Annotated in this window: 25 protein-coding genes; 5 read left to right on the top strand and 20 right to left on the bottom strand. The window is 67.8% G+C overall.

From position 1 onward, the window contains the following. The first annotated feature begins 39 nt into the window (after positions 1–39). The gene (locus tag HDC31_RS07275; RefSeq protein ID WP_058631287.1) at positions 40–1,035 is read left to right on the top strand and encodes an asparaginase; all 996 of its coding nucleotides are present in this window, start codon (positions 40–42) and stop codon (positions 1,033–1,035) included. Positions 1,036–1,068: 33 nt separating this feature from the next. Here HDC31_RS07275 and HDC31_RS07270 read toward each other — a convergent pair whose 3' ends face one another. The 16 genes from HDC31_RS07270 to prmC form a co-directional block, all read right to left on the bottom strand. After that, complete coding sequence (locus HDC31_RS07270; protein ID WP_113680848.1) at positions 1,069–3,828, bottom strand: FtsK/SpoIIIE domain-containing protein; 2,760 nt, start codon at positions 3,826–3,828, stop codon at positions 1,069–1,071. Between the two features lie 58 nt (positions 3,829–3,886). After that, a complete protein-coding gene (locus tag HDC31_RS07265; protein WP_046748247.1) occupies positions 3,887–4,684 on the bottom strand; it encodes a PP2C family serine/threonine-protein phosphatase in 798 nt (265 codons plus the stop codon). 299 nt (positions 4,685–4,983) lie between these two features. Beyond that, positions 4,984–5,817 carry a DUF5684 domain-containing protein gene (locus tag HDC31_RS07260; RefSeq protein WP_179515943.1) on the bottom strand — a complete coding sequence of 278 codons (834 nt, stop codon included), beginning with the start codon at positions 5,815–5,817 and terminating at the stop codon, positions 4,984–4,986. Between the two features lie 141 nt (positions 5,818–5,958). Further along, on the bottom strand, positions 5,959–6,705 hold the full coding sequence (locus tag HDC31_RS07255) for a YaaA family protein (RefSeq protein ID WP_113681612.1): 747 nt from the start codon (positions 6,703–6,705) through the stop codon (positions 5,959–5,961). Positions 6,706–6,781: 76 nt separating this feature from the next. Beyond that, positions 6,782–7,042 carry a F0F1 ATP synthase subunit epsilon gene (locus HDC31_RS07250; RefSeq protein WP_046748245.1) on the bottom strand — a complete coding sequence of 87 codons (261 nt, stop codon included), beginning with the start codon at positions 7,040–7,042 and terminating at the stop codon, positions 6,782–6,784. A 2-nt stretch (positions 7,043–7,044) separates the two neighbouring features. Beyond that, a complete protein-coding gene (gene atpD / locus HDC31_RS07245) occupies positions 7,045–8,499 on the bottom strand; it encodes a F0F1 ATP synthase subunit beta (RefSeq protein WP_058631290.1) in 1,455 nt (484 codons plus the stop codon). A 21-nt stretch (positions 8,500–8,520) separates the two neighbouring features. Further along, positions 8,521–9,417: a F0F1 ATP synthase subunit gamma gene (locus tag HDC31_RS07240; protein ID WP_046748243.1), complete on the bottom strand. Its 897-nt coding sequence runs from the start codon at positions 9,415–9,417 to the stop codon at positions 8,521–8,523. 19 nt (positions 9,418–9,436) lie between these two features. Continuing rightward, positions 9,437–11,077 (bottom strand): F0F1 ATP synthase subunit alpha, encoded by a 1,641-nt coding sequence (gene atpA, locus HDC31_RS07235; protein WP_046748242.1) that lies wholly within the window; start codon positions 11,075–11,077, stop codon positions 9,437–9,439. 47 nt (positions 11,078–11,124) lie between these two features. After that, positions 11,125–11,916: a F0F1 ATP synthase subunit delta gene (locus tag HDC31_RS07230; protein WP_113681610.1), complete on the bottom strand. Its 792-nt coding sequence runs from the start codon at positions 11,914–11,916 to the stop codon at positions 11,125–11,127. Continuing rightward, positions 11,916–12,473, bottom strand: coding sequence for a F0F1 ATP synthase subunit B (locus HDC31_RS07225; RefSeq protein WP_058631293.1), 558 nt, complete (start codon positions 12,471–12,473; stop codon positions 11,916–11,918). Before HDC31_RS07225 ends, HDC31_RS07230 begins: the two co-directional genes overlap by 1 nt. Before the next feature lie 27 nt (positions 12,474–12,500). Beyond that, positions 12,501–12,737, bottom strand: a complete 237-nt coding sequence (atpE, locus tag HDC31_RS07220; protein WP_028502887.1) for an ATP synthase F0 subunit C — start codon at positions 12,735–12,737, stop codon at positions 12,501–12,503. 60 nt (positions 12,738–12,797) lie between these two features. After that, positions 12,798–13,595: a F0F1 ATP synthase subunit A gene (atpB, locus tag HDC31_RS07215; protein WP_371861862.1), complete on the bottom strand. Its 798-nt coding sequence runs from the start codon at positions 13,593–13,595 to the stop codon at positions 12,798–12,800. 132 nt (positions 13,596–13,727) lie between these two features. Further along, entirely contained in the window at positions 13,728–14,246 is a 519-nt protein-coding gene (locus tag HDC31_RS07210) for a hypothetical protein (RefSeq protein WP_113681609.1), read from the bottom strand. Continuing rightward, a complete protein-coding gene (locus HDC31_RS07205) occupies positions 14,246–15,409 on the bottom strand; it encodes an MraY family glycosyltransferase (protein WP_046748237.1) in 1,164 nt (387 codons plus the stop codon). The genes HDC31_RS07210 and HDC31_RS07205 overlap by 1 nt, the downstream gene beginning before the upstream one ends. Continuing rightward, on the bottom strand, positions 15,406–16,155 hold the full coding sequence (locus HDC31_RS07200; protein ID WP_113681608.1) for an L-threonylcarbamoyladenylate synthase: 750 nt from the start codon (positions 16,153–16,155) through the stop codon (positions 15,406–15,408). Before HDC31_RS07200 ends, HDC31_RS07205 begins: the two co-directional genes overlap by 4 nt. Before the next feature lie 52 nt (positions 16,156–16,207). Continuing rightward, on the bottom strand, positions 16,208–17,068 hold the full coding sequence (gene prmC, locus HDC31_RS07195) for a peptide chain release factor N(5)-glutamine methyltransferase (RefSeq protein ID WP_113681607.1): 861 nt from the start codon (positions 17,066–17,068) through the stop codon (positions 16,208–16,210). Between the two features lie 100 nt (positions 17,069–17,168). Between prmC and cysK the strand changes: the two genes are divergently transcribed. Next, positions 17,169–18,107 carry a cysteine synthase A gene (gene cysK / locus HDC31_RS07190; RefSeq protein ID WP_113681606.1) on the top strand — a complete coding sequence of 313 codons (939 nt, stop codon included), beginning with the start codon at positions 17,169–17,171 and terminating at the stop codon, positions 18,105–18,107. 8 nt (positions 18,108–18,115) lie between these two features. Continuing rightward, complete coding sequence (gene epsC, locus HDC31_RS07185; RefSeq protein ID WP_046748233.1) at positions 18,116–18,688, top strand: serine O-acetyltransferase EpsC; 573 nt, start codon at positions 18,116–18,118, stop codon at positions 18,686–18,688. A gap of 10 nt (positions 18,689–18,698) precedes the next feature. Here epsC and HDC31_RS07180 read toward each other — a convergent pair whose 3' ends face one another. Both HDC31_RS07180 and HDC31_RS07175 read right to left on the bottom strand, forming a co-directional pair. Continuing rightward, positions 18,699–19,106, bottom strand: coding sequence for a phage holin family protein (locus HDC31_RS07180; RefSeq protein ID WP_046748232.1), 408 nt, complete (start codon positions 19,104–19,106; stop codon positions 18,699–18,701). A gap of 67 nt (positions 19,107–19,173) precedes the next feature. Beyond that, the gene (locus HDC31_RS07175) at positions 19,174–20,718 is read right to left on the bottom strand and encodes a CitMHS family transporter (RefSeq protein ID WP_061015178.1); all 1,545 of its coding nucleotides are present in this window, start codon (positions 20,716–20,718) and stop codon (positions 19,174–19,176) included. 166 nt (positions 20,719–20,884) lie between these two features. Between HDC31_RS07175 and HDC31_RS07170 the strand changes: the two genes are divergently transcribed. Both HDC31_RS07170 and HDC31_RS07165 read left to right on the top strand, forming a co-directional pair. Beyond that, complete coding sequence (locus HDC31_RS07170) at positions 20,885–22,561, top strand: sensor histidine kinase (protein ID WP_257021978.1); 1,677 nt, start codon at positions 20,885–20,887, stop codon at positions 22,559–22,561. After that, positions 22,558–23,211 (top strand): response regulator, encoded by a 654-nt coding sequence (locus HDC31_RS07165; protein ID WP_046748230.1) that lies wholly within the window; start codon positions 22,558–22,560, stop codon positions 23,209–23,211. Before HDC31_RS07170 ends, HDC31_RS07165 begins: the two co-directional genes overlap by 4 nt. A gap of 18 nt (positions 23,212–23,229) precedes the next feature. Here HDC31_RS07165 and prfA read toward each other — a convergent pair whose 3' ends face one another. Continuing rightward, positions 23,230–24,309 carry a peptide chain release factor 1 gene (gene prfA / locus HDC31_RS07160; protein WP_046748229.1) on the bottom strand — a complete coding sequence of 360 codons (1,080 nt, stop codon included), beginning with the start codon at positions 24,307–24,309 and terminating at the stop codon, positions 23,230–23,232. Between the two features lie 11 nt (positions 24,310–24,320). Next, on the bottom strand, positions 24,321–26,267 hold the full coding sequence (gene rho / locus HDC31_RS07155) for a transcription termination factor Rho (protein WP_179515942.1): 1,947 nt from the start codon (positions 26,265–26,267) through the stop codon (positions 24,321–24,323). Positions 26,268–26,277 lie beyond the last annotated feature (10 nt).

Raw genomic sequence — 26,277 nt, 5'->3', positions numbered from 1 at the left:
CGACGCGAGCAGCCTCGCACGCCGAGCTAGAGTTGACGGGTGCTGGAGACTCTCACCGTTCAGGATTCCGTGGAACTCGCCGTCGTCGAGCGGAGCGGATTCGTCGAATCCCGCCACGCCGGCGCGGCCGTCGTCCTCTCCCCCGACGGCGACATCGTCGCCCGACACGGCAACGCCGACGCCCTGATCCTGCCGCGTTCGAGCCTCAAGCCGCTGCAGGCGATCGCCTGCGTCACGGCGGGCGCCGTCCTCGAGGGCGAACAGCTCGCGCTCTCGACGGCGAGCCATGTCGGCACCGATCGGCATGCGTCCGTGGTGCGCGACATCCTCACAGAGGGCGGACTGACAGAGGACGACCTGGGCTGCCCCGCGTCGTGGCCGAGCGACTCCTCGACGCGCGATGAACTCGTGCGCGAGCACGGTGAGCCCACGCGCGTGCGCATGAACTGCTCGGGCAAGCACGCCGCGATGCTCCGCGCCTGTGTCGCGACCGGCTGGCCCACCGCCGGCTACCTCGACCCCGCCCACCCGTTGCAGCAGCACATCAGGGACGTCGTCGAGCGCCTCACGGGTGAGAAGATCGCGCACACCGCGATCGACGGGTGCGGCGCGCCCGTACATGCGACGACCCTGACCGGTCTCGCACGCGCGATCCATCGGATCGGAACGGCGTCCGACCGCTCGCCGTTCGCCCTGCATCGAGTCGCCGGTTCCCTGGTTCGCGCTGTACGGGAGAACCCGTGGACGATCGAGGGCCCGGGTCGCCCTGACACGATCGCGACGGAGAAGCTGGGCGTGTTCACGAAGCACGGCGCCGAGGGCGTCATGGTCATGGTCGCCCCGAACGGGACGACGGTGGCTCTGAAGATGCTCGACGGCGCGACTCGTGCCTCGACGATCGTGGCCGCCACCCTCCTGGCGCGCGCGGGCGGTCTGACCGATGCGGATGTGGCCGCCCTCGGCGAGGCTCTCCCCCTCACTGTGCTCGGCGGCGGCGCCGACGTCGGTGCCATCCGCCCCGGTGCGGGCATCTGACCGGGAGCCCCACCTCCGACCTCCCAGAGCTCCTCACGGCGACAGCTCGGCCACGTGCACTCTTCGTGGCAGTTCAGCCCCGATCACGGACCACGCTCGACCCGCATGCGGACGGGCGTACGGGGGCAACTCGCGGGCGCCGATCAACTGGCGGAGATCAGCCGGACGCTCGCAGCGGATGAGGACCTCGCCCAGGGATCGCACCCGTTGCCAGAGTGTCCAGTTCCGCTGCCAAGCCTCCGCATCGCCCACCACGACGCACGGCCGATCCGTCTCCGCCGGCTCCGCCCCCGGTTCCCTCACCTCGCAGTCCGGATGCGCGCGACGCAGACGGGCGATGACCTCCTGAGCCCCGGCGGTGACGATCGCTGTGAGCGCGGACGTCGGCCGCCACACCGCTGCCGTCTGGTCCGTGGGCCGATGGGACTCCGTTTCGTCGGCCCACGCCAGCTGAACCTCCTGATCGCCGATCCTCGCGCGCCCCGGAGCACGATCACGAAGGAATCCGGACGGCTCGCCTCCTGCCGCCAGATGCTCCAGCTTCGTCGACATACGCAGCAGCGCGCGACGCGGCAGGAGATCGAGCATACGTCCCCAGGCGCCGCTCGCCCTGGCCGCGGTCACCACGAAGGTCGTGCCGTGGGCCGTGCGAAGCACCTGCTCCCAGCGCTGGACGAGCTGATGGCCGTACTCCGGCGGCAGGCTCCCCACCAGCACATCGACATCGTCGCAGAGAACCACGGTCGGAGGTCGCCGGCTGCCGTCCGCCCATGCGGAGAGCAGATCCCACGCCTCCTCGGCATCGCCGGACATCCATGAGGTGTCATCGCACTGGGCTGCCACAGTCCTCAGCAGTGTGGTTCGGCCGGAGCCGGGCCCGCCCAGAACCGCGATCCCCCGTTCGCGCCCGCATTGCAGGAGAACCGGAGGTTGCGCCTGCCGGTCGGGGTCGTCAGCGCGTCCGATGACCACGGTGTCGGACCCCACGCCGGCCTCGCCGAGGAGCTCACCGAGTGGGAGAAGCGAGGGCAACGACGGCAGCCAGGGACTGGACGGCTGACCTCCTGCCGCCCATCGCTTCGCCACCTCTCGGAGGTCGGATGCCTCCGTCAGGGCGACCCGCAGAGCGAGGGCCTCCTGGTCCGTCGGTCTCCGCACCAGAGCGAGCCCCCGTGATCCCGGGTCCCCGGGGAGCGCTGCTGCCGCCTCGCTGCCGAGCATCAGCCGGCTGTCGGCAGCGTCGCTCACGCGGAGGCTGATGCGAAGGGGGCAGTTCGCCGCCAGGGCATCTCTGACCACACCGGAAGCTCGCTGCGTGCCGAGGATCAGATGCATGCCGAGCGCACGGCCACGGGCGGCGATATCGGTGAAGACCGCGCCCAGGTCGGCGTGCTCCGCGAGCAGCGCTGCGAACTCGTCGACGACGATCACCAGCCTCGGTATCGAGACCTCCCGCACATCGCGAGCACCCGCCGCCGCGAGCAGTGCCTCCCGTCGGCGGAGCTCCGCCGTGAGGCTGGAGACGCCACGTCGTGCCCCCGCGTCATCGAGATCCGTGATGACGGCGACGACATGCCGAAGTGCACGCAGCGGCTCGAACGCGGTGCCGCCCTTGAAGTCCGCGAGGACGAAGGTCACCCGGTCCGGCCCGTGTACCGATGCCATCGCGGCGACCCAGCTCACGAGCAGTTCACTCTTCCCCGTCCCCGTCATGCCGGTCACGAGCGCGTGAGGACCGTCGTCGACGATGTCGACCACGATGCTCCCCCGCTCGCCCCGGCCGATCGCCGCCGCCAGCCCTTCAACCTCGTGGGGTTGTTCGAGTTCGTGAAGCGCCACCGAATCGGGAGGCGCGCTTGCCTCGTCACCCCGGTGCGCGATCTCGCTGGACAGCACTTCGGCCTGCCTCGACGAGAGGAACTCGACGGCGACGGCTGTCGTCCCGCTCGCCGTACGCAGCGTTGCGAGACCCGGCTCCACGATGTCGATCACCGTCGTGACACCCTCCGGCACCTCCTCACCGGGAGCGGCTGTGCAGATCAGCGCGTCCGCGTCCGGTCTCTCCCCGGCGCAGGGCCCGACCCCCAGCCGGAACGCCCTGCGACGAGTCCGTCTCGCATGGGGCAGGCCGCCGAGTCCCCAGCCGACGAGATCGACCTCGAGGAGGTCGACGCCACCTGTCGGAACGAGCGAGAACTGCGCGGACCCGAAGCGTAGACACAGCTGCAGGATCAGAGCTCGCGCGGCGGCGGCCGTCAGCGGACCCGCTCCTCTGAGACAGATCCCTCCCCCCAAAGGCACGACGACGGGCGAGGCGTCGATGACACGGCATCGTTCGCGGAAGGCTCGTCCGCGCTCATCTTCGCCCCCGGTGCAACGGACCTCGCTCGCTGTCGGGCCCGAGCCGACGACGACCCAGGTCTCCTCATCGACGGGTTGCGTTCCTCGAAGCGGGGATCGCACGATGCAGGTCGCGGTGTCAGGGCGGCGCTGCCACAGCGCCCTGCGCTCCTCGCTGTGGCGGCGGACCAGCTCGGCCTCCGCCGTGGCCCACCCCTCCTCGATCTTCTGCTCTCCGCGTCGCCGCTCCCGACGCCGGAGGCGAGCCGCGTCCACCAGCGATGCCCCGATCATCAGGGGCCCCAGTGCCGCGAAGCACAGAGCCAGGAGCGAGCCCGAGATCGACCACAGCACCACGCCGGCGGCGATCGGCACGATAGCGGCCAGGAACGGCACAGGAGCGCGGTGATGTGGTGCCTGCGCGGACGGCAAGGCGATCGGGAGGGAATCCATGCCCTCGAGTCGATCGCATCGCAGGCCGTGGTCGAGCAGTCTCCACAGCCTCAGGACACTATTGAGCGGTGTCCTCGATCGGGGAGGAGGAGTCGTCCTCAGACGTTACCTGGACGATGATGAGCGTCACGTTGTCGCGACCGCCGTTCTCCAGGGCCGCCGCGAGCATCGCATCGACGGCCGCCCCCGGGTCGTCGTGCTCGCGGAGGAAGTGCTGGATCCCGTAGTCGGTGAGCTCCTTGGTGAGCCCGTCGGAGCAGACGACGAACCGGTCACCGGGTCGCACGTCGATGGAGACGTAGTCCGGCGCCGTGAGTTCGCTCGCTCCCACCGCGCGGGTGATGACGTTGCTGTAGGGGTGCCCTTCGGCTTCCTCCGGGCTGAGCTTGCCTGCCGTGATCAGTTCCTGCACGACCGAGTGATCCGTCGTGATCTGCACCAGCTTGTCGTCCCGAAGGAGGTAGACGCGGGAATCGCCGATGTTCAAGGCGATCCACTGGGCCTCGTCGCCCTCGGTATCGAGGTAGACGCCCGTGAGCGTGGTGCCCGTGCCCTCGTCGGTGGTCTCGGGGTGGTCGGCGATGTCGCCGACAGCCAGCTCGAGTGCGCTCTCGATCGACGGGCGATCGACCTTCCCCGACGAGACGATGGCCTGGAGGCGCGACACCGTGCTCTGACTCGCGATCTCGCCACCGGCATGGCCGCCCATGCCGTCTGCGACGATGAACAGCGGATAGTCGGCCAAGAAGGCGTCCTGGTTCGTCTCGCGACGGCGCCCCTGATCGGTGATACCGGACCAGGAGAGCAGCAGCGTGCGCTGCGCAACCGTGATCCGTTGCGTCTTCGTCTCAGCCACGTGCTGCCTCCGATGGGCCTGCGGCGGGTCGGACGGTCGCAGGATACTCACAACACATCGTAGTAGAAGTCACGTACACCGCGATCACGCTCGTGCGTCCGGAGCCGCCGACGAAGGCAGCGAGCCCGCGAGAACTGAGCCGAGAAGCAAGATGTGACCGGGGGTGCCTGCGCGGTACGGGGACGAAAGCATATCGTCCACGTTAGCGGGCGCTGCGGGTGGAGAACCAGCCGGAACAGCACAGAGCCCCCGACAGGAGTCGAGGGCTCTGTGCCAGACGATGCCATCTCGTCAGATGATCACGCCGGCGGCTGTGTGGGATCCGTGGGCGGAGTGGTGGGCGAAGCCGGCGGTGCGGCGGGCGGAGCCGTCGGGGGCGCAGGCGGCGTGGTCGGTGCCGCGGGCGGAGCCGACGGTGCCGCGGGCGGAGGGGTCGGTGCCGCGGGCGGGGTGGCCGGAGGGACCGGTGCGCCGGTTGCCGGTGCAGCAGGCGGCGCGTAACCGGGCTGTGCAGGCGGCGCGTAACCGGGCTGCGCCGGCGGGGCGTAGCCCTGCGGGCCGGGCTGAGCGTAGCCCTGGGGCGAACCGTAACCAGCGTTGGGAGCTGCAGCCGATGCCTGAGCGGGGATGCCGTCCCAGACCGTCCGGTCTCCGAGCAGGCCATTCGCTGCCCAGGACGCGGGCTGGATGGCCGGGTTCCACCGCGACTTGTCGAAGGCGTTGATACCGAGCCACACCGGCGGCAGGAAGAAGTAGAGCACGACCCAGACGGCGTCCTTCTGCAACTTCAGACCGACGCGCCATGCGGCGATCAGGTCGATGACGCGACCGGCGATGCCGACGAGCGGGAGGATCAGGAACCAGCCGAGGAACGGGATGATCGCCCCGACGATGCCGGCGCCCATGAGGTACAGGACGAGCCAGGGGCTCAGATCACCGAGCTTGTAGAAGATCATGGTGCTGTAGACCGGCACCCAGGCGCGCCACTTGCCCTGCACGCCTGCCTTCTCGAAGATCTTCATGTAGAACCACGAGTAGAGCGCGTAGATGGCGAGTGGCAGGATCGTGTAGACCAGGATCAACGCGACGACCGCGCCGCCTGACAGGCCGTCATAGCCGTAGTAGTCGTTCATGGTTCCCTCCAGAAGTTCATGATGGGTCATCATGCGCTGAACACACTAGCGCTTCCCGGGGTTTCCGCGCATGTCCCTTACGCCGTCGGGCGCGTTCGGGGGAATCTCTCCCGCGGAACGCGATCGCCCACGGTGAGCCGGTCACTCCTCGACGATCAGCTCCCAGACACCGTCGCCCTCACCGTCCCGGAAGACCAGCCCCCGACTGTCCGCCCACGCACGGAAGCCCCGAGCGGACGTGACGCGCGGTCGCTCCTCGGCGATCGCACGCACGAGCAAGCCCTTGGACTTCTTGTTGAAGTGATTGAGGGCTCTCCCCTGTTCCGTCACGACACGGACGTACGCAGAAGCGACCGAATCGGGCACGGGGCCCAACGCGGCATAGGCCTCGCTCCGCAGGTCGAGGATGAACGTGGGTGCGGATTCCGCCACAGCAGCGGATGTCGCGGTGGCCCAGTGGCGTCGAAGGGCAGGAAGCCCGGGAACCGACGTCCCCGCCGCGAGCCGGTACATGGGCACCTGATCCAGAGCACCGACAGGACCGAAGGGCGCACTGTGGATCAAGACATGCTCGCCGAGCCATCTGCGGGAGGCTGATGACAAGGATCGGGGATCGAGAGCATCGAACAGCACCCCCGTATAGCGATCGATCGCCGGCATCGTGGGCGCTGAGCGCAGCATCCGATTGTGCGCGATGTCGCCGCTCTGACGCTCACTCAACTTGAGCACCCGACGCGCAGTCTCCTCATCGGAGGCGAGCTCGATCAGCGCATCGATGACGGCAGTGCGATGCGCCGACAGAGACGGCAGCACGAGCGACTCGAGATCGAGTGGCGAACCGTCGCCACCCTCACGCTTGGTCTCGGACGGCGGGAGCAGGATCTTCATGAAACCTCGGTGGATACAGACGCGTCCGCCTCGGGACCCTTGAGGGTGCCGAGGCGGACGCGTGGAACAGATGCTGCTAGGCGATGAGAGCCGCGTTGCCGGCGACGATCGTCAGGGTGTCGCCCTCCATGGAGAGGAACCCGTCCTGAGCGTTGGCCAGCACCTTGGTGCCATCCGACTGGGTGATGCGAACCTGGCCCTCGGCGAGGATGGCCAGCACCGGCTCGTGGCCGGACATGAAGCCGATCTCACCCTCGACGGTCTTGGCGACCACGAGGCTCGCCTCTCCCGTCCAGACCTCCGCATCAGCGGAGACGAGGCTGACATGCAGCGCCATGGTCAGCCGTTCTCCTTCTGGATCTTCGCCCACTGCTCTTCCACGTCGGAGATGCCACCGACGTTGAAGAAGGCCTGCTCGGCCACGTGGTCGAAGTCACCGCGGGTGATCGCGTCGAACGACTCGATGGTCTCCTTCAGCGGGACGGTCGAACCCTCGACGCCCGTGAACTTCTTGGCCATGTAGGTGTTCTGCGAGAGGAACTGCTGGATGCGGCGCGCACGCGACACGACGATCTTGTCTTCCTCGGAGAGCTCGTCGACACCGAGGATGGCGATGATCTCCTGCAGCTCCTTGTTCTTCTGGAGGATCTGCTTGACGGTCGTCGCGACGCGGTAGTGGTCCTCGCCCAAGTAGCGGGGGTCCATGATGCGCGACGTCGAGGTCAGCGGGTCGATGGCCGGGTACAGACCCTTCGAGGCGATCTCACGAGAGAGCTCGGTCGTCGCGTCGAGGTGGGCGAACGTGGTCGCCGGAGCCGGGTCGGTGTAGTCATCGGCGGGCACGTAGATCGCCTGCAGCGAGGTGATCGAGTGGCCGCGCGTCGAGGTGATGCGCTCCTGGAGCACACCCATCTCGTCGGCGAGGTTCGGCTGGTAACCCACGGCGGAGGGCATGCGGCCCAGCAGCGTGGAGACCTCGGAACCGGCCTGCGTGAAGCGGAAGATGTTGTCGATGAAGAGCAGCACGTCCTGCTTCTGCACGTCACGGAAGTACTCCGCCATCGTCAGAGCCGACAGGGCGACGCGCAGACGCGTCCCCGGCGGCTCGTCCATCTGGCCGAAGACGAGGGCGGTCTTGTCGAAGACACCCGCTTCTTCCATCTCGTGGATCAGGTCGTTGCCCTCACGGGTACGCTCACCGACACCGGCGAACACCGACACACCACCGTGGTCCTGCGCGACGCGCTGGATCATCTCCTGGATCAGGACGGTCTTGCCGACACCGGCACCACCGAACAGACCGATCTTTCCACCCAGCACGTACGGGGTCAGGAGGTCGATCGACTTGATGCCGGTCTCGAACATCTGAGTCTTGGACTCGAGCTGGTCGAAGTTCGGCGCCTTGCGGTGGATGGGCCAGCGCTCGGTGACCTCGATCGTCTCACCGGGCTCGAGGTTCAGCACCTCGCCGATGACGTTGAACACCTTGCCCTTGGTGACGTCGCCGACGGGGACCGAGATGGCCTCGCCGGTGTCGCTGACTTCCTGGCCGCGGACGATGCCGTCGGTGGGGTTCAGCGCGATGGCGCGGACGAGGTCGTCGCCCAGGTGCTGAGCGACCTCGAGAGTGATCTCGGTGGACTCTTCGCCCATCGCGATGGTGGTCTTCAGCGCGTTGTAGATGTCGGGGATCGAGTCGTGCGGGAACTCGATGTCGACAACCGGACCGTTGACGCGTGCGACGCGCCCGACGACCGCGGTCGCCGGCTGGTCAGCCGGAGCGGTGAGGGTCATTTTCGTCTCTTTCCTGATGGTCTATTTGCTCGCGAGAGCGTCGGCCCCGCCGACGATCTCGGCGATCTGCTGCGTGATCTCCGCCTGACGCGCATTGTTGCGCAGACGGGTGTAGTCGGTGATGAGCTTGTCGGCGTTGTCGCTGGCCGACTTCATCGCCTTCTGCGTCGCTGCCTGCTTGGCGGCGGACGACTGCAGGAGAGCGTTGAAGACGCGGCTCTGGATGTACACCGGCAGGATCGCGTCGAGAACAGTCTCGGCGTCCGGCTCGAACTCGTACAGCGGGTAAACGGTGTTACCGGCTTCCGACTCATCGGCTTCCGTGATCTCCAGCGGGAGCAGACGCACGGACTCCGGCGACTGCGTCATCATGCTGACGAAACGGTTGTACACGAGGTGGATCTCATCGACGCCGCCGTCCTGTCCTCCACGGGAGAACGCTTCGAGCAGTGTCGCCGAGATCTCCTCGGCGGTGTGGAACGACGGGGTGTCCGTGTCGCCGGTCCACTCCGCGGCCGCAGCGATCCGTCGGAACTGGAAGTATCCGACGGCCTTGCGGCCGATGAGGTAGAACACCGGCTCCTTGCCCTGCTCGCGCATGAGCTCTGCCACCTCGAGACCCTCACGGAGGATCTGCGAGTTGAAGGCTCCGGCGAGACCGCGGTCCGAGGAGAAGATCACGACCGCGGAGCGGGTGATGTTCTCGGACTCGCGGGTCAGCGGGTGATCCACGTTCGAGTGCGTCGCGACGGCCGACACGGCCCTCGTCACGGCTCGCGCGAAGGGGGTGGACGCCTTGACGCGTGCCATCGCCTTCTGGATGCGCGAAGCCGCGATGAGTTCCATCGCCTTCGTGATCTTCTTGGTCGTCTGAGCAGAAGAGATCTTCTGCTTGTAGACCCGGAGTTGAGCGCCCATATCTCAGTACCTCACGCGATTACGCGCGACGACCCTTGACGATCTTCTCCTGGTTGACGTCCTCAGCCTCAGCTGCGGCGTGCTCCTCGTGACCGGGGGCGCCGATCGCGTGGCCCTTGCCACCCTGGAACTCCAGGACGAAGGCGTCCGTCTGCTTCTCGAGCTCTGCGACCGTGGCGTCATCGAGGACGTTGGTCTCACGCAGCGTGTCGAGAACCTTGGTGTTGCGACGCAGGTAGTCGAGCAGTTCGCGCTCGAACCGGAGCACGTCCTCGACCTCGACCGTGTCGAGCTTGCCGTTCGTTCCGGCCCAGATCGAGACGACCTGCTCCTCGACGGGGTACGGCGAGTACTGCGGCTGCTTGAGCAGCTCGGTCAGACGCGCACCGCGGGACAGCTGACGACGCGAAGCCGCGTCGAGGTCGGATGCGAACATCGCGAAGGCCTCGAGGGAGCGGTACTGCGCGAGCTCCAGCTTCAACGTTCCGGAGACCTTCTTGATCGACTTCACCTGCGCGTCGCCACCGACTCGCGACACCGAGATACCCACGTCGACCGCCGGACGCTGGTTGGCGTTGAAGAGGTCGGACTGCAGGAAGATCTGGCCGTCGGTGATCGAGATCACGTTGGTCGGGATGTACGCGGAGACGTCGTTCGCCTTGGTCTCGATGATCGGGAGTCCCGTCATGGAACCGGCGCCCAGCTCGTCGGACAGCTTCGCGCAACGCTCCAGCAGACGGGAGTGCAGGTAGAAGACGTCACCGGGGTATGCCTCGCGGCCCGGCGGACGACGCAGGAGGAGCGACACGGCACGGTAGGCCTCAGCCTGCTTCGACAGGTCGTCGAAGATGATGAGGACGTGCTTGCCGCCGTACATCCAGTGCTGGCCGATGGCTGAACCGGTGTACGGAGCCAGGTACTTGAAGCCGGCAGGGTCGGACGCGGGAGCGGCCACGATCGTGGTGTACTCCAGAGCGCCGGCCTCTTCGAGCGCGCCCTTCACCGAGGCGATGGTCGAGCCCTTCTGGCCGATCGCGACGTAGATGCAACGGACCTGCTTGTTGACGTCGCCGGACTCCCAGTTGGCCTTCTGGTTGATGATCGTGTCGATCGCGATGGCGGTCTTGCCGGTCTGGCGGTCACCGATGATCAGCTGACGCTGACCACGGCCGACCGGGATCATCGCGTCGATCGCCTTGATTCCGGTCTGCATCGGCTCGTGCACCGACTTGCGCTGCATGACGCCGGGCGCCTGGAGCTCGAGAGCGCGGACGCTCTCGGTCTCGATCGCGCCGAGTCCGTCGATCGGGTTGCCGAGCGGGTCGACCACGCGGCCGAGGTAACCGTCACCGACGGGGACCGAGAGGACCTCACCCGTGCGGGTTACCTCCTGGCCGGCCTCGATGCCGGTGAACTCGCCGAGGACGACGACACCGATCTCGTGCTCGTTCAGGCTCTGCGCGAGACCCTTGGTGCCGTCGGCGAAGACGACGAGCTCGTTCGCCATGACGCCGGGCAGTCCCTCGACGTGAGCGATGCCGTCCGCAGCGTCGACGACGGTGCCGACCTCGGTCGCACCGGCCGCGGTGGGCTCGTATGCGGCGGCGAAGTCCTTCAGCGCGTCACGGATGACGTCGGGGCTGATCGATAGTTCTGCCATTGTCTTCCCTTTGTATCTGGGTGCGCGGTTCCCCGCGCGAAGTCGTGTTAGCCCGCGAGCTTCTGGCGAAGGTCGGCGAGTCGTGCGGAGATGCTGCCGTCGATGACGTCATCGGCGATCTGCACACGCAGACCTCCGACCACGGCAGGGTCGATGACGACGTTGAGCGATACCTGACCGTCATAGCGACGCGAGAGCGACTCGCTCAGACGGTCACGCTGCGCATCGCTGAGGGCGGTGGCGGTGTACACGGTGGCGACGACGCGGCCGCGCTGGTTCGAGACGATGTTCATCGCCCTGTCCAGCAGACGACGAACGCGGCGCTCACGCGGCTGGCGTACCAGCGACGTGATGACCAGAGTCGCTGCGGTGCTGGTGGAGCCTTCGGCCAGGAGACGCTCGACGAGCGTGCTCTTGGCGTCTTCTCCCCCGACGCGGCTTCCCAGAGCGAGTTCCAGCTCAGGGTTGGCTGCGATCACCCGGGAGAACCCGAAGAGCTCGCCCTCGATGTCCGTGTCCGGCTCGGCGACCGCTGCGGCGCGGATCGCGAGCTCCTCGATACCGTCGACGAGCTCATCCGCGTTGGACCAGCGTTCTGCGACCACGGTCGACAGAACGTCCTTGGCGCCTGCGGAGAACCCGCCGAACACCGCGGCGACGACATTCTGTCGTGCCGCGGCGGGAGCGGAAGGATCAGCAAGCGCGCCGCTCAGCTGGGACGAGTCGCTCACGGCCCGGGCGGCGGCGAACAGCTCCCGCGCCGTGTCGAGAGTGATGTCCTTCGCTGCGGCAAGCGTCTTGATGGATGCCGCGAGTGCCTGAGTGGTCGCGCTGCCCATTACTGAGCCGCCTTCTCGGATGCCTCGAGCTCGGCGAGGAAGCGATCGACGACAGCGGTCGCGCGTGCGTCGTCGGAGAGCGTCTCGCCGACCACGCCACCGGCGAGGTCGAGGGCGAGCGAACCGACCTCGCTGCGGAGCGAGACGAGAGCGGTCTGACGCTCCGCCTCGATCTGCGTGTGCGCGGTGGCGGTGATGCGTGCGGCCTCGGTGGTCGCGGCGTCCTTCGCCTCGGCGACGATCTTCTTGCCGTCCTCACGGGCGGCCTCGCGGATCTCGCCGGCCTCGGTGCGCGCCTCAGCGAGCTGACGCGTGTACTCCTCGAGTGCCGCCTCCGCCTGCTTCTGCGCCTCGTCGGCCTTGGCGATGTTGCCCTCGATCGCGGCGGACCGCTCATCGAGCATCTTCGTCAGCTTGGGAAGGGCGACCTTCCACACGACGATCAAGATGATGAGGAACCACAGACCCGACCAGATGATGTCGTACCACGCGGGGATCAGCGGGTTGTTCGCCGCCTCACCCTCAGCCGCGAGGTTCGTGACAAGAGCGTTCAGCATCCTGTCTCCTTCAGAAGTCGGTTCGGATTACGGGAAGGGGATGAATCCGACGGCGATGCCGACGAATGCAAGCGCCTCGGTGAAGGCGATACCGATCCACATGAGGACCTGGAGACGGCCGGCCAGCTCGGGCTGACGAGCGACGCCCTCGATGGTCTTGCCGACGACGATACCCACGCCGATGGCCGGGCCGATGGCAGCGAGGCCGTAGCCGATCACCGCGAGGTTGCCGTTGATTTCAGCGAGAACCGTAGTTGCGTCCACGGGGTTTTTCCTTTCGTTGGGTGGGAAGGCTGATGCCTGCCCGCTCAGTGTCTAGTGGGCTTAGTGCTCTTCTGCGACCGCGAGCTGGATGTAGACCGCGGTGAGGACGGTGAAGACGTACGCCTGGAGGACGGCGACCAGAATCTCGAAGAGAGTGAAGGCGCCGCCGAAGGCGAGGGTTCCGACACCGAGCGCGGCCCAGCCGCCGCCTGCGGTGAAGAAGAAGAACTGGGTCGCTGCGAAGCAGAGGACCAGGATCATGTGGCCGACCACGAGGTTCATCAGCAGTCGCAGGGTGAGCGTCACCGGGCGGATGATGAAGGTCGAGATGAGCTCGATCGGGGTGACGATGAAGTACACCGGCCACGGGACACCGGCGGGGAAGAGCGAGTTCTTGAAGAAGTTCTTCGGGCTCTTCTTGATGCCGGCGTAGATGAACGTGACATAGCTGACCACGGCGAGCGTGAGCGGCACCGCGATGATGGCCGTTCCCGGCATGTTCAGGAACGGGATGATGCCGGTGATGTTCATGAACAGCGTCATGAAGAAGATCGTCATCAGGATCGGGAGGAACCGATCGCCGTCCTTGCGGCCGAGCAGGTCGTGGGCGATGCCGCCGCGCACGAAGCCCATGCCCATCTCCACCAGGCTCTGGAACCGGCCGGGGACGACCTTCATGCGGCGGGTACCGAGCCAGAGGATGAGGACCACGGCGATCACGGAGAGCAACTGGATCAGGTGGATCCGGTTCACCGGGATGGGGCCTACGTTGAAGAGGATCTCCGGAAAGAATTCATCGATCGAAGGGCCGTGGAACTCGCCGTCGGTGGCAAGTCGGGGGGTCAGGGTCGCAGCGATATTAAACAGCGCGGGCTCCAGCTTCGGGGCACCGGTCAGAACCGGGGCGACGATGGTCGGTGTGCTTCACAGCGCAAGCGCTCGCGGGCGAGCGGCGGGCACGTCTCAACACTATCAGAATCTGAGGGTCCCCTAAGACCGCTGGCCGCCCTCGACGGGGCCGCCGTCGATGTGATTGGCGTTGCCGGGGGCGCGATCTTCGGGAACCTCGGTCGGCAGCGTGGTGTCGCTGACGTGCGGCAGACGCATCTGCGTGAGCACAACGACGTCGATGACGAGCGACATCAGCACACCGGCCACGATCGAGAGGAAGAACACCATCGGCTGCAGCCAGGGCTGACCGGCGAGCAGGATCATCACCACGACGAAGACGCCCAGCTTGAGCAGCCAGCCGCCGAGCACGATCGCGAAGAACAGCTGCACGTAGAGCGGGTCTCCGAACCAGCGATTCGCGATGAGGATGCTGAGGCCGGTGATGCCGAGGAACACGGCCGCCAGCACGACGCCGAGCAGACCGCTGATGAGACCCTCGCCCTGGGCGACGAGGAAACCGACGCCGCCTGCGACGATCGCGAGCACGACGGTGGCGATCGCCGACCAGATCAGGGTCCGACGCAGGATCGGGGTGCTGGAAACGGGGCTCGGGCTCATCAGGACTCCACGGGTGTCGGATCGGGTTCGGCATCCGCAGCACTGCGGCGGGTGGGGCTCAAGGTGACGACGAGGCAGGCCGCGATGCCCAGGACGCCGAAGCCGACGCCGGGCAGGTACTGGCCTGGCCAGTCCTCCCGTGCGCCCACGTACATCATCAGGACCGCCAGGGAGACGACAGCCGTCCAGGCGTAGAAGATCAGCACGGCGTCGCGGTCCCGGTGGCCGAGATCGAGCATGCGGTGATGCAGGTGCTTGCGGTCGGGCGAGAAGGGCGAGCGTCCCGCGCTCATCCGCCGGAGCACCGCGAGGCCGAAGTCCAGCAGCGGCAGCAGCACCACGAGCAACGGGAGCAGGATCGGCAGGAACGCACCGACCAGCTGCGACCGGCCGAGACGCTCGGGGTCGAGGGCCGACGGGTCCATCTGGCCGGTGATCGCGATCGCGGACGTGGCCATGAGGAGGCCGATCACCAGTGCTCCCGAGTCGCCCATGAAGATCTTGGCCGGGCTCCAGTTCAAGGGCAGGAACCCGAGGCACGCACCGATGAGGACCGCCGCAAGGAACGTGGAGAGGTTGAAGTAGCTGGAGGCCCCGGAGTCGCGCGTGAAGATGTATGAGTAGGCGAAGAAGACGCCGTTGGAGATCAGGCACACACCGGCTACGAGGCCGTCGAGGCCGTCGATGAAGTTCACCGCGTTCATCACGATGACGATCGCGAACATCGTGATGGTGATGCTCAGCCAGCTGGACACGACGATGAGGTCGCCGAACGGCAGCGAGAGGATCTGCAGTCCGCCGCCGACCGTGATGACGCCGGCGGCGAGGAACTGCGCGCCCAGCTTGATCATCCAGTCGATGTCCCAGAGGTCGTCGACCACGCCGATGATCGCGATCAGAAGCGAGGCGCCGAGGATCGACCACATCGTCTGCGGGGGGATCCAGATGCTCTGGAAGAAGGGGTTCATCGCAGAGAAGCCGAAGGCCGCGGCGATGGCGAGGAAGATCGCGACGCCGCCCAGCCGGGGCTTGGGCGTGGTGTGCACGTCACGGTCGCGGATGGCGGGGTAGAGCTTGAACCGGAGGCTCACCTTCAACACCGCCCAGGTCAGCGCGAACGTGATCAGGGCGGTGAGGATGATCGTGAAGAGATACTGCTTCACGAATCCCCGTCCTGCTCCCGCGGGTGGTCGTGCCCGGTGTGCGCGTGCTCGGCGTGCTCCTGCCCGTCGTCCTCGGGCTCGAGCAGATCGCCGAGCACCTCATGCAGCTGCTCGCGCGTGACCGCGCCGTCACGGAGGATCCGCACCACGCCCTGGTCGGAGTCGGCGCCTCGACGCACCAGCGACGTCGCATCGACGATGGTGGACGCGATGCCGTCCTTGCTCAGTCCGTCCGCGAGGTACACCGCGACGCTGTCGCCGAGCATCTTCTCAGCGTCGTACGCGGAGATGGCAGCCGACTCCCCTGTGAGGTTCGCGCTGGAGACCGCCAGTGGTCCCGTCTCCGCGAGCAGTTCGAGGGCGACGCGGCCCTCCGGCATGCGCACCGCGACCGTGCCGAGGGTCTCCCCCAGGTCCCACACCAGCGACGGCTGGGCCGGCAGCACGATCGTGAGTCCCCCGGGCCAGAACGCCTCGACCAGACGCTCCACGGGCTCGGGAACCGACTCCGCGAGGGCGGCGAGGGTCTCCTTGGTGCCGATGAGAACGGGCGGCGGCTGGTCGCGGCCGCGCCCCTTCGCGTCGAGGAGCCTCTGCACCGCGGCCGGGGAGAAGGCATCGGCGGCGACACCGTACACCGTGTCTGTGGGGATGACGATGAGGTCGCCTCGGCCGATCGCCTGGCGCGCATTGCGCATGCCGGCGAGAAGCTGCGACTCGTCGCTGCAGTCGAAGATGGTTGACATGACGGTTCGATTCTATGCGGCGCGGCCGATGAGCACGCTCGGAGGTTGCTGATCAGGGGCGGAGCGCGGTCGTGGCGCGATCCCGCAGCGTCAGGTCGCGATGCGTCGCCGCCGCACGCCAGCCGTCGACGGTGAGGATCTCCCTGATCGATTCGCCCTGCAGCTCGCCGTGCTCGATGACGAGAAGCCCGCCGGGGCGCAGCAGACCGAGCGCGCGTCCGCTGAGCACGCGAACGATGTCGAGACCGTCCTCTCCGCCGTACAGCGCCATGGCCGGGTCGAAGAGTCGCACCTCCGGGTCGCGAGGTACGGCCGCGTCAGGGACGTACGGCGGGTTCGAGATGACCACGGACGCCGTGCCGTCGAGCTCGGGGAACGCGTCTCGCAGATCGGAGAGGACCAGCGTCAGGTTCTCCACTCCCTCCACGTTGCGAGTCGCCCACGCGTGGGCGTCTTCGGACAGTTCGGCGGCGAAGATCCGGGCGTGCGGGACCTCCGTGGCCATCGCGAGGGCGATGGCCCCGCTTCCGGTGCCGAGGTCGATGCCGATCGGGGCGGGTTCCGCGGAGTTCACCAGCGCGTCGATCGCGTATTGCGCGACGGTCTCGGTCTCCGGACGCGGCACGAAGACGCCGGGGCCGACGGCGAGTTCGAGGTGACGGAAGGGAGCGGTCCCGGTGATGTGCTGGAGGGGCTCGCGTGCGGCTCGACGGGCGACGACCGAGTCCAGCGCCACCGCATCGGCATCGTCGACACGGTCGCCGCGGACGATGGCGGCCTGCACCTCGCCGCGCCGCCTGCCGAGGACGTGCCCGGCGAGGAGCTCGGCATCGACCAGAGGATCGGGGACGCCGACGTCGGTCAGACGCTGGGCCGCCGCGCGGACGACCGCAGCAAGAGAGTTGTCGGACATGACTTCCAGCGTAGGGTGCGGGCGACCGTCACAAAGCCTCACCCATAGACCCCCTCCCCTAGGCTGGTCCCGCAGCGACCCCCGCACAGGAAGGCTCACCATGCCCGGCATCCACTCCGACATCACGACCGCTTTCGGCAACACCCCGCTCGTCCGGCTGAACCGGGTGACCGAGGGTCTCGGTGCGACCGTCCTCGCCAAGCTCGAGTACTACAACCCCGCCTCGAGCGTGAAGGATCGCATCGGCATCGCCATGATCAATGCCGCCGAGGCGTCGGGTGAGCTGCAGCCTGGCGGCACGATCGTGGAATCGACGAGCGGCAACACCGGTATCGCCCTCGCCATGGTCGGCGCGGCGCGCGGGTACCGTGTCATCCTCACGATGCCGGCCTCCATGTCGAAGGAGCGCCGCGTGCTGCTGAAGGCGTTCGGGGCACAGATCGTGCTCACCGACCCCACCAAGGGCATGAGCGGCGCGATCGAGGAGACCAAGCGCATCGTCGAGGAGACCCCTGGCGCGATCTGGATCCGCCAGTTCGAGAACGCCGCCAACCCGCAGATCCACCGCGAGACCACGGCGCAGGAGATCCTCCGCGACACGGACGGCGCCGTCGACATCCTGGTGGCAGGCGTCGGCACCGGAGGGACCGTCACCGGAACCGGACAGGCTCTGAAAGCCGCGAAGCCGGGCGTCCAGGTGATCGCCGTCGAGCCCAAGGACTCCCCCGTGCTGACCGAGGGACACCCCGGGCCGCACAAGATCCAGGGCATCGGCCCGAACTTCGTCCCGGACGTGCTCGACCGCGAGGTGCTGGACGAGATCCTCACCGCGGAGTTCGACGAGTCGATCCGCGTCGCCCGCGAGCTCGCCGCGAAGGAAGGTCTGCTCGTCGGCATGTCTTCCGGCGCAGCCGTCGCCGCCGCGCTGAAGGTGGCCGCCCGCCCCGAGAACGCCGGCAAGACGATCGTGGTCGTGATCCCGGACACCGGTGAGCGTTACCTGTCCACCGCACTGTTCGAGGATCTGCGCGAAGACTGAGGCCGTCGATGGGAATGATCGGGCGGATGCGCGAGGACATCGCCGCAGCTCGCCTCCGGGACCCGGCCGCGCGCAGCGCCGTCGAGGTCGCACTGCTGTACCCCGGGCTGCACGCGATCTGGGCGCACCGCGTATCCCACGCGCTCTGGCGGCGCCGGCTGCGTCTGCTCGCGCGAGCCGGGTCACAGGTCTCACGCTGGCTCACCGGGATCGAGATCCATCCCGGTGCACGCATCGGTCGCCGGTTCTTCATCGACCACGGGATGGGTGTCGTGATCGGCGAGACCGCCGTCGTGGGCGATGACGTGATGCTCTATCACGGTGTCACGCTCGGAGGACGCACACGCACCTCGGGCAAGCGGCATCCCACCCTCGAGAACGGCGTCGCCGTCGGAGCGGGGGCCAAGATCCTCGGACCCGTCACGATCGGCGCGGGGTCAGTGGTCGGCGCGAACGCGGTCGTGACCCGAGACGCCCCGGCGGACAGCATCCTCGTCGGCATTCCGGCGAAACCGCGTCACCGCACGGCCGGTGAGGACACCAGAGCGCTCCTCACCGCCCCGGACCACTACGCGATCTGACTCGCGTGCGCTAGCGGCGTTCTCCCTTGACCGACTCGACCTTCTTGCGGAGGAAGATCAGCGGGAGCAGCACACTTCCGAGGGCCGTGATCAACCACACGATGACCGAACCCAGCAGCCATCCGGTGAGGTCGGTGATGCGCAGACCACCGATCGGGAGCAGCACGACGATGATCAGCGAGATCAGCGTCGACACGATGCCGATGCCGCCCATGAGCACGGGTGCGTAGCGATTGGCGATCTTCATGACCCACGGCGAGAGCACGCTCTGCAGGATCGCGAAGATCAGGATGCAGATGACGAATCCCCACCACTTGTCCCACTCGATCTCGAAGCCGTCGAGCAGCAGGTCGGCGGCGATCAGGCCGAGGCCGGCGGACACCAGGTAGAGCAGGCCGCGGAAGAGGAATGTGATCACGGGCTGAGCATAGCGCCCCGGCTCCAGGAGAGCGGGGAGTGCGCTGTCCGCACTCCCCGCCGTCCGGTCACTGGGCCACGAAGAACGGGACCGCTCCGCTCAGGATGCCGACGCCGAGCATCACGAGCGAGACGATGGTCGCGCGCCACAGGACCTTGCGGTGGTGATCGCCCAGGTTCACGCTCGCGAGGGACACGAGCAGCAGGATCGCAGGCACGAGCGGACTCTGCAGGTGCACGGGCTGACCGGTGATCGACGCCCTCGCCATCTCCACGGGATCGATGCCGAAGTTGGCAGCGCTCTGGGCGAGCACCGGGAGGATGCCGAAGTAGAACGCGTCGTTCGACATGAAGAACGTGAACGGGATCGACAGGAGTCCGGTGATCGGTGCGAGGAACGGGCCGAGAGCAGGAGGAAGCACGTTCGTGATCCACGCGGCCATCGCGTCGACCATTCCGGTGCCGGTGAGCACGCCCACCAGGACACCGGCCGCGATCACCATTGAGACGACGCCCACGATGCTCGGTGCGTGCGCGACGATCTCGGAGGCCTGCTCCTTGATGCCCCGGAAGTTGATGACGAGGGCGAGCCCGGCCCCCACCATGAACACGTACGGCAGCGGCAGGATGTCGAGCACCAGCAGCACCATCACCGCGAGTGTGAGGGCGAGGTTGAACCAGATGAGCTTCGGTCGGAGCGTGGGGCGGGCGGGGTCCAGCATCGTGTCCGCCATGGCCGTGTCCGCGGGGTCGACGCTCGCAGCGGAGACCGGAGCATGGCCGCCGGCGACGACCACGAGGTTGCCGGTACGCAGCGACGCGCGCGCTCCGGGCTTCGGCTCCGCACCGCGGAAGATCTTCGGCACGGTCGACAGCGATCCGCCGTCGGCGCCGACGAGCAGGCCCTCCGAGTCCAGGCGCCCGAGGCGGCGACGCTCCTGCAGTCCGAGGATCCACGCGAACCCGAGAGTCACGACGATACCGGCGCCGAGCGCGGGCAGCATCGGCACGAAGATGTCTGTCGGCTGCACTCCGAGCGCTGTCGCGGCGCGCACGGTCGGCCCGCCCCAGGGAACGATGTTCAGCGTGCCGTTCATGAGGCCGGCGACGCACGTCAGCACCACGGGGCTCATCCCGAGCCGGAGGTAGATGGGGAGCATCGCCGACGTCGTGATGATGAAGGTCGTTGAACCGTCGCCGTCCAGGGAGACCGCGCCGGCGAGGATCGCGGTTCCGAGCACCACCTTCGCCGGGTCGTCTCCGAGCAGCCGCGTGATGAGGCGGATGAGTGGATCGAACAGCCCCACGTCGATCATGATGCCGAAGAACATGATCGCGAACATCAGCAGCGCCGCGGTCGGCGCCATCTTGCCGATCGAATCGAGGATCATGTCGCCGAGGCCGAGACCTGCGCCGGCGAAGAGCCCGAACGCGGTCGGAACCAGGATCAGCGCCACCATGGGAGTGAGACGCTTGGTCATGATGAGCGTCATGAACGCGAGGACCATCGTGAACCCCAGCAGCACGAGCACCCACTCCGGCGGCACGAACGCCACATCGTAGGTCGGCGCCTCTTCGGCGGCCGCGAACAGACCGGTGAGTGCGTCTGGCATGCGTTGACTCCTTCGTCGTGTCTCCGTCTGCGTCGACGGATCCCGACGAGAATAGGCAATCCGCGCGCCGAGGGAGCGGTATGTCGCATTCCCTGTCGTTGTGCGCGTAGCGTGGGTTCTGCGCATATTGCGCGAGCGCAGCATGGAGAGAATCACGGTGCCGAGGATGACGTCGACCAGACCGCGGTTCGCCACGCGCGCCCTGCTCCTGCAGCTTGCGACGGTGACCCTCGTCGTCGCCCTGTGCACCGGGGTGTATCTCCTCCTCGCCGTGCAGCAGCTGCGTGCCGAGGCGGAGTCGACGGCGCTGGGAATCGCCCGCACCCTCGCAGAGGATCCGCAGGTGCGCGCAGAGGTCGCTCGCATCTCCCTCCAGGAGGGCACACCCGACGCGGCAGAATTGCGCGAAGGCGACCTGCAGCGCATCGCATCCGATGTCACCGCGCGCACTGGCGCACTGTTCGTGGTGCTCACCGATGACAACGGCATCCGTCTCGCGCATCCCACCCCCGCACGGATCGGCGAAGAGGTCAGCACGCCATACGAAGAGGTGCTCGCGGGCGCCGAGATCGTCGACTGGCAGACCGGGACACTCGGCGAGTCCGCACGCGCGAAGGTTCCCGTCCGGGACGAGACCGGCACCCCGGTGGGCGAGGTCAGTGTGGGGTTCGAGCGTGCGGGTGTCTTCGACGACCTGCCGCCCCTGCTCGCCGTGATCGGGGGTACGGCTGCGGGCGCCCTCGCTCTGGCTGTGCTCGCATCCCTCCTGCTCCGCAGACGATGGGAGCGTCTCACCCTCGGCGTGCAGCCGGAAGAGCTGGTCGCGCTCGTGCAGAACCAGACGGCCGTGCTGGACGGGGTCGACGACGGCGTCATCGCCATAGACACACGCGGCATCGTCCGGGTCAGCAACGCCGCCGCCGATCGGCTGCTCGACCTCGACGACCCGGTCGGACGTCCCGTCGACGACCTCGGTCTCCTCCCGGCCATCCTGGACACCCTCACGAGTACCGGCGCCCGCACGAGCGCCCTCGTCGGAGACCGGATGCTGTATCTCGACTCGCGGAGCGTGGTGCGCGAGGGGCAGCAACTCGGCACCGTGCTCATCGTGCGCGACCGCACGGACCTGGTCGCCTTGGCCGAGCGCCTGGAGACGGTCAGGACGATGACCGCCGCGTTGCGCGTGCAGAGACACGAGTTCGCCAACCGCATGCACGTGGCCGCCGGACTCATCGATGCCGGCCGGGTCACAGATGCCAGGGCGTTCCTCGGCGAGCTCGTGGAGCGGGGTCCTGTGGCGTTCCCGGTCGTGGGGCTGGACCTCCTGCGGGACCCCTTTCTGCACTCGTTCCTGGGCGCCAAAGCCGTCGAAGCCGGAGAACGCGGCGTCGCCCTGCGCATCGCGGACGACACCCACCTGATCGGCACGGTGATCGCTCCCGAAGACGTCGCCGCAGTCCTCGGCAACCTCGTGGACAACGCCGTGACCGCCGCGGTCTCGGGAGAGCGGACTCCGCGCTGGGTCGAGGTGGCGGTCCTGGACGACGACGATGCACTGGTGTTCACCGTCTCCGACTCCGGCCCCGGACTCGGAGACGTCGATCCTTTCGCCCCGCGGACGCGGGACCAGAAGACCACCGACACCGTGCACGGGCATGGGATCGGACTTCCGCTGTCGACGGAGATCGCCCGTCGGAACGGGGGCGACCTCTGGGTCATCGACCCCGGCGGTGTCGACAGCCGCGGTATCGACAGCCGCGGTGTCGAAGGCGGCGCTGTCTTCGCCGCGCGCATCAACGGAGCAGTCGACCGCAGCTCCCCCGATCCTGAGGAGAACACATGACCGTCCCCCTGCGCGTACTCATCCTGGACGACGACTTCCGCGTCGCCCAGCTTCATCAGGGCATCGTCGAGGAGCACGCAGGAGTCGGCGTCGCCGAGACCGTGCGATCGCTCGCCGAAGCCCGCGACAGCATGCGTGCTTCCCGACCGGACCTGCTCATCGCCGACGTGTTCCTTCCCGACGGGGACGGCATCGCGCTCGTCCGCGAGTCCGGCATCGACGCGATCCTGATCTCCGCCGCCGACGACGCTCCGACGGTACGCAGAGCACTGCGGTCGGGAGCTGTCGGCTATCTCGTGAAGCCCTTCGAGCGACGGGCTCTGTCAGGACTCCTGGATCGCTACGTGCGATACCGCAACCTCCTCGACGGTGATCGCACCCTCCGCCAGGAAGACGTCGACCGCGCCCTCGCCATCCTGCACGGTGCGGGCGAACCGGTGTCCGTCTCGCGGTCGGCGACGGAGCAGCTCGTGCTCGCCGCACTCGGCGACGGAGAGCGTTCGGCAGCGGAGATCGGGGAACGCGTCGGAATCTCGCGCGCGACCGCGCAACGGCATCTCGCAGCTCTCGCGGCGAGAGCCGTCGTCGACGTGCGCCTCAACTACGGATCGACGGGCCGCCCCGAACACCGCTACGCCGCACGCGTCTGACGTCAGCGGATGGACGGCTCAGGAATCGGAGCCGACGGCTGCGAGGCGTGCTTCCTCGTCGGCGGCGATCGCGCTCTCGATGATCGGGTCGAGCGCGCCGTCCATGACCTGATCGAGGTTGTACGCCTTGAATCCGGTCCGGTGATCCGCGATCCGGTTCTCCGGGAAGTTGTAGGTGCGGATGCGCTCCGAACGGTCCATGCCCCGGATCTGCGACTTGCGCGCGTCGGAGGCGGCTGCGTCGAGCTCCTCCTGCTGCTTGGCCAGCATTCGGGCGCGCAGCACGCGCATCGCGGCCTCGCGGTTCTGCAGCTGCGACTTCTCGTTCTGCATCGACACGACGATGCCGGTGGGCACGTGTGTGATCCGCACCGCGGAGTCCGTGGTGTTGACGGACTGACCGCCGGGCCCCGAGGAGCGGAACACATCGATCTTGAGGTCGTTCTGGTCGATGTGGATCTCCTCCGGCTCATCGACCTCGGGGAAGACCAGCACACCGGTCGTCGAGGTGTGGATGCGGCCCTGCGACTCCGTCGCCGGCACCCGCTGCACACGGTGCACCCCTCCCTCGTACTTCAGGTGCGCCCAGACGCCCTGCGCCGGATCGGAGGAGGAACCCTTGATCGCGACCTGCACGTCCTTGTACCCACCGAGGTCTGACTCGTTGCGCTCGAGCAGCTCGGTCTTCCAGCCCTTGGATGCGGCGTACTGGATGTACATGCGCAGGAGGTCGGCGGCGAACAGCGCGGACTCCGCGCCGCCCTCCCCTGCCTTGATCTCCATGATCACGTCGCGGGCATCGTCGGGGTCACGCGGGATCAGCAGACGCCGCAGACGCTCCTGAGCGCCCTGCAGCTCTTCTTCCATCGCAGGGATCTCCGCCGCGATGGACTCGTCCTCCCTGGCGAACTCCCGCGCCGTCGCCAGGTCGTCGGTCGCCGCGACCCAGGCCTCGTAGGCGGAGACGATGCGCGAGAGTTCCGCGTATCGACGGTTGACGCGCTTCGCGCGTGCCGCGTCGGCGTGCACCGCCGGGTCGGAGAGCTCCTCCTGCACCCGGCGATGCTCGTCGATCAGAGTCTGGACGGACTCGAACACGGGTCGGCCGCTCAGCGGATGTTGTTGTCGTGTCCGTGAGCGCCCGAGGGCAGCGTCGGGATCGACTTCTGCATCTGCACGAGGAACTCGACGTTCGAGTTGGTCTCCTTGAGCTTGCCGAGCACGACCTCGAGCGCCTGCTGCGGGTCGAGTCCGGCGAGGGCGCGACGGAGCTTCCACGTGATCTTGACCTCGTCGGCCGAGAGCAGCATCTCCTCGCGGCGGGTGCTGGACGCGTTCACGTCCACGGCCGGGAAGATCCGCTTGTCGGCGAGCTGACGCGACAGACGCAGTTCGCTGTTGCCGGTGCCCTTGAACTCCTCGAAGATGACCTCGTCCATCTTGGAGCCGGTCTCGACGAGCGCGGTGGCGAGGATCGTCAGGGATCCGCCGTTCTCGATGTTGCGGGCTGCACCGAAGAAGCGCTTCGGCGGGTAGAGCGCGGACGCGTCGACGCCGCCGGTGAGGACGCGGCCGGACGCCGGGGCGGCCAGGTTGTACGCGCGTCCGAGGCGGGTGATCGAGTCGAGGAGCACGACCACGTCGCGGCCCAGCTCGACGAGACGCTTGGCCCGCTCGATCGCGAGCTCGGCGACGGTGGTGTGGTCTTCGGCGGGGCGGTCGAAGGTCGAGGCGATGACCTCGCCCTTCACGGTGCGCTCCATGTCGGTGACCTCTTCGGGGCGCTCGTCGACGAGCACGACCATGAGGTGGACCTCGGGATTGTTCTGCGCGATCGCGTTGGCGATCTGCTGGAGGACGATCGTCTTGCCGGCCTTCGGCGGCGCGACGATGAGGCCACGCTGACCCTTGCCGATCGGCGCCACGAGGTCGATGATGCGCTGCGTCAGCTTCTCCGGAGCCGTCTCCAGACGCAGACGCTCCTGCGGGTAGAGCGGGGTGAGCTTGCCGAACTCCACGCGGGTGGCCGCGTCGTCGACCGACAGGCCGTTGATCGAATCGACCTTGACCAGGGCGTTGTACTTCTGGCGCCCCTGCTGCTCGCCCTCGCGCGGCTGCTTGATGGAGCCGACGACCGCGTCGCCCTTGCGGAGGTTGTACTTCTTCACCTGGCCGAGCGAGACGTAGACATCGCTGGGACCGGCGAGGTAGCCGGTGGTGCGCACGAAAGCGTAGTTGTCGAGCACGTCGAGGATGCCGGCGATCGGGATCAGGACGTCGTCCTCGGTGATCTCGGTCTCGAACTCGTCGGCCGGTGCACCGTTGCGGCGCTTGTTGCGCTGACGGTTGCGGTTGTTGCCACCGGACTGCTCGTCGTCGGCGGCGGGCTGCGTCTGCTGCTGCTCCTGGGCCGCGCCGTTCTGACCGCGTCCGCGGTTGCGGCTGCGGCTGCGGTTGCGTCCGCGACCGCCCTGCTCCTCGCCGCTGTCCCCGGAGTCGGAGTCGGCGTTCTGCGGAGCCTCAGCGGGTGCCGATTCGGCAGCGGACTCCGCTGCCGGCTCCGCAGCGGGCGCCTCGGCGTCGGCTGCGGACTTCTGCGCACCGCGGCGTCCGCGTCCCGTGCTCTTGGGCGCGGCCTCGGCGGGAGCCTCGGCGCCAGCGGAGTCGGAGGCCTCGGCGGGCGCCGTCTCCGCGGCAGGAGCCTCGGCATCGGCCTTCTTCGCACGGCTGCGACTCGGACGCTTCGCCTTCGGTGCAGCCTCGGCGGTCTCTGCAGTGGCGGACGCTGCTGCGGTGGCGGACGCTTCCGCGGGCACGGACGCTTCCGGAGCGGCGTCCGACTTCGCGGCCTTCTCCGCCTTCGCGGCATCGGCCTTCTCCGCCTTCTCGGCCTTCGCAGCCGCGGTCGCGGTGCTGGCACGGCGAGGCGCACGCTTGCGCGCCGGTGCTGCTTCGCCCGTCGGCTCCGCGGATGTCGCCGGTGCTTCCGAAGCGGGCGCAGACTGTTCGTTCTGGGTCTCGGAGAGGTTCTCCACGAGTACTCCCTTATATGTCATGGGGAATGAG

Source organism: Microbacterium sp. JAI119 (assembly GCF_013410135.1).
Classification (GTDB): Bacteria; Actinomycetota; Actinomycetes; order Actinomycetales; family Microbacteriaceae; genus Microbacterium; species Microbacterium oxydans.
This window is presented reverse-complemented; position numbering and strand designations above follow the sequence as displayed.

What these genes read in the sequence shown, in the direction of transcription:
- epsC (WP_046748233.1), top strand. Translation starts at nt 18,116, where the DNA reads ATGGGAATGATCGGGCGGATGCGCGAGGACATCGCCGCAGCTCGCCTC.
- HDC31_RS07255 (WP_113681612.1), bottom strand. Translation starts at nt 6,705, where the DNA reads ATGAAGATCCTGCTCCCGCCGTCCGAGACCAAGCGTGAGGGTGGCGAC.
- cysK (WP_113681606.1), top strand. Translation starts at nt 17,169, where the DNA reads ATGCCCGGCATCCACTCCGACATCACGACCGCTTTCGGCAACACCCCG.
- HDC31_RS07170 (WP_257021978.1), top strand. Translation starts at nt 20,885, where the DNA reads ATGACGTCGACCAGACCGCGGTTCGCCACGCGCGCCCTGCTCCTGCAG.
- atpD (WP_058631290.1), bottom strand. Translation starts at nt 8,499, where the DNA reads ATGACCCTCACCGCTCCGGCTGACCAGCCGGCGACCGCGGTCGTCGGG.
- HDC31_RS07230 (WP_113681610.1), bottom strand. Translation starts at nt 11,916, where the DNA reads ATGGGCAGCGCGACCACTCAGGCACTCGCGGCATCCATCAAGACGCTT.
- HDC31_RS07165 (WP_046748230.1), top strand. Translation starts at nt 22,558, where the DNA reads ATGACCGTCCCCCTGCGCGTACTCATCCTGGACGACGACTTCCGCGTC.
- HDC31_RS07270 (WP_113680848.1), bottom strand. Translation starts at nt 3,828, where the DNA reads ATGGATTCCCTCCCGATCGCCTTGCCGTCCGCGCAGGCACCACATCAC.
- HDC31_RS07210 (WP_113681609.1), bottom strand. Translation starts at nt 14,246, where the DNA reads ATGAGCCCGAGCCCCGTTTCCAGCACCCCGATCCTGCGTCGGACCCTG.
- HDC31_RS07240 (WP_046748243.1), bottom strand. Translation starts at nt 9,417, where the DNA reads ATGGGCGCTCAACTCCGGGTCTACAAGCAGAAGATCTCTTCTGCTCAG.
- HDC31_RS07175 (WP_061015178.1), bottom strand. Translation starts at nt 20,718, where the DNA reads ATGCCAGACGCACTCACCGGTCTGTTCGCGGCCGCCGAAGAGGCGCCG.
- prmC (WP_113681607.1), bottom strand. Translation starts at nt 17,068, where the DNA reads ATGTCCGACAACTCTCTTGCTGCGGTCGTCCGCGCGGCGGCCCAGCGT.
- rho (WP_179515942.1), bottom strand. Translation starts at nt 26,267, where the DNA reads ATGACATATAAGGGAGTACTCGTGGAGAACCTCTCCGAGACCCAGAAC.
- atpA (WP_046748242.1), bottom strand. Translation starts at nt 11,077, where the DNA reads ATGGCAGAACTATCGATCAGCCCCGACGTCATCCGTGACGCGCTGAAG.
- HDC31_RS07225 (WP_058631293.1), bottom strand. Translation starts at nt 12,473, where the DNA reads ATGCTGAACGCTCTTGTCACGAACCTCGCGGCTGAGGGTGAGGCGGCG.
- HDC31_RS07250 (WP_046748245.1), bottom strand. Translation starts at nt 7,042, where the DNA reads ATGGCGCTGCATGTCAGCCTCGTCTCCGCTGATGCGGAGGTCTGGACG.
- HDC31_RS07200 (WP_113681608.1), bottom strand. Translation starts at nt 16,155, where the DNA reads ATGTCAACCATCTTCGACTGCAGCGACGAGTCGCAGCTTCTCGCCGGC.
- HDC31_RS07260 (WP_179515943.1), bottom strand. Translation starts at nt 5,817, where the DNA reads ATGAACGACTACTACGGCTATGACGGCCTGTCAGGCGGCGCGGTCGTC.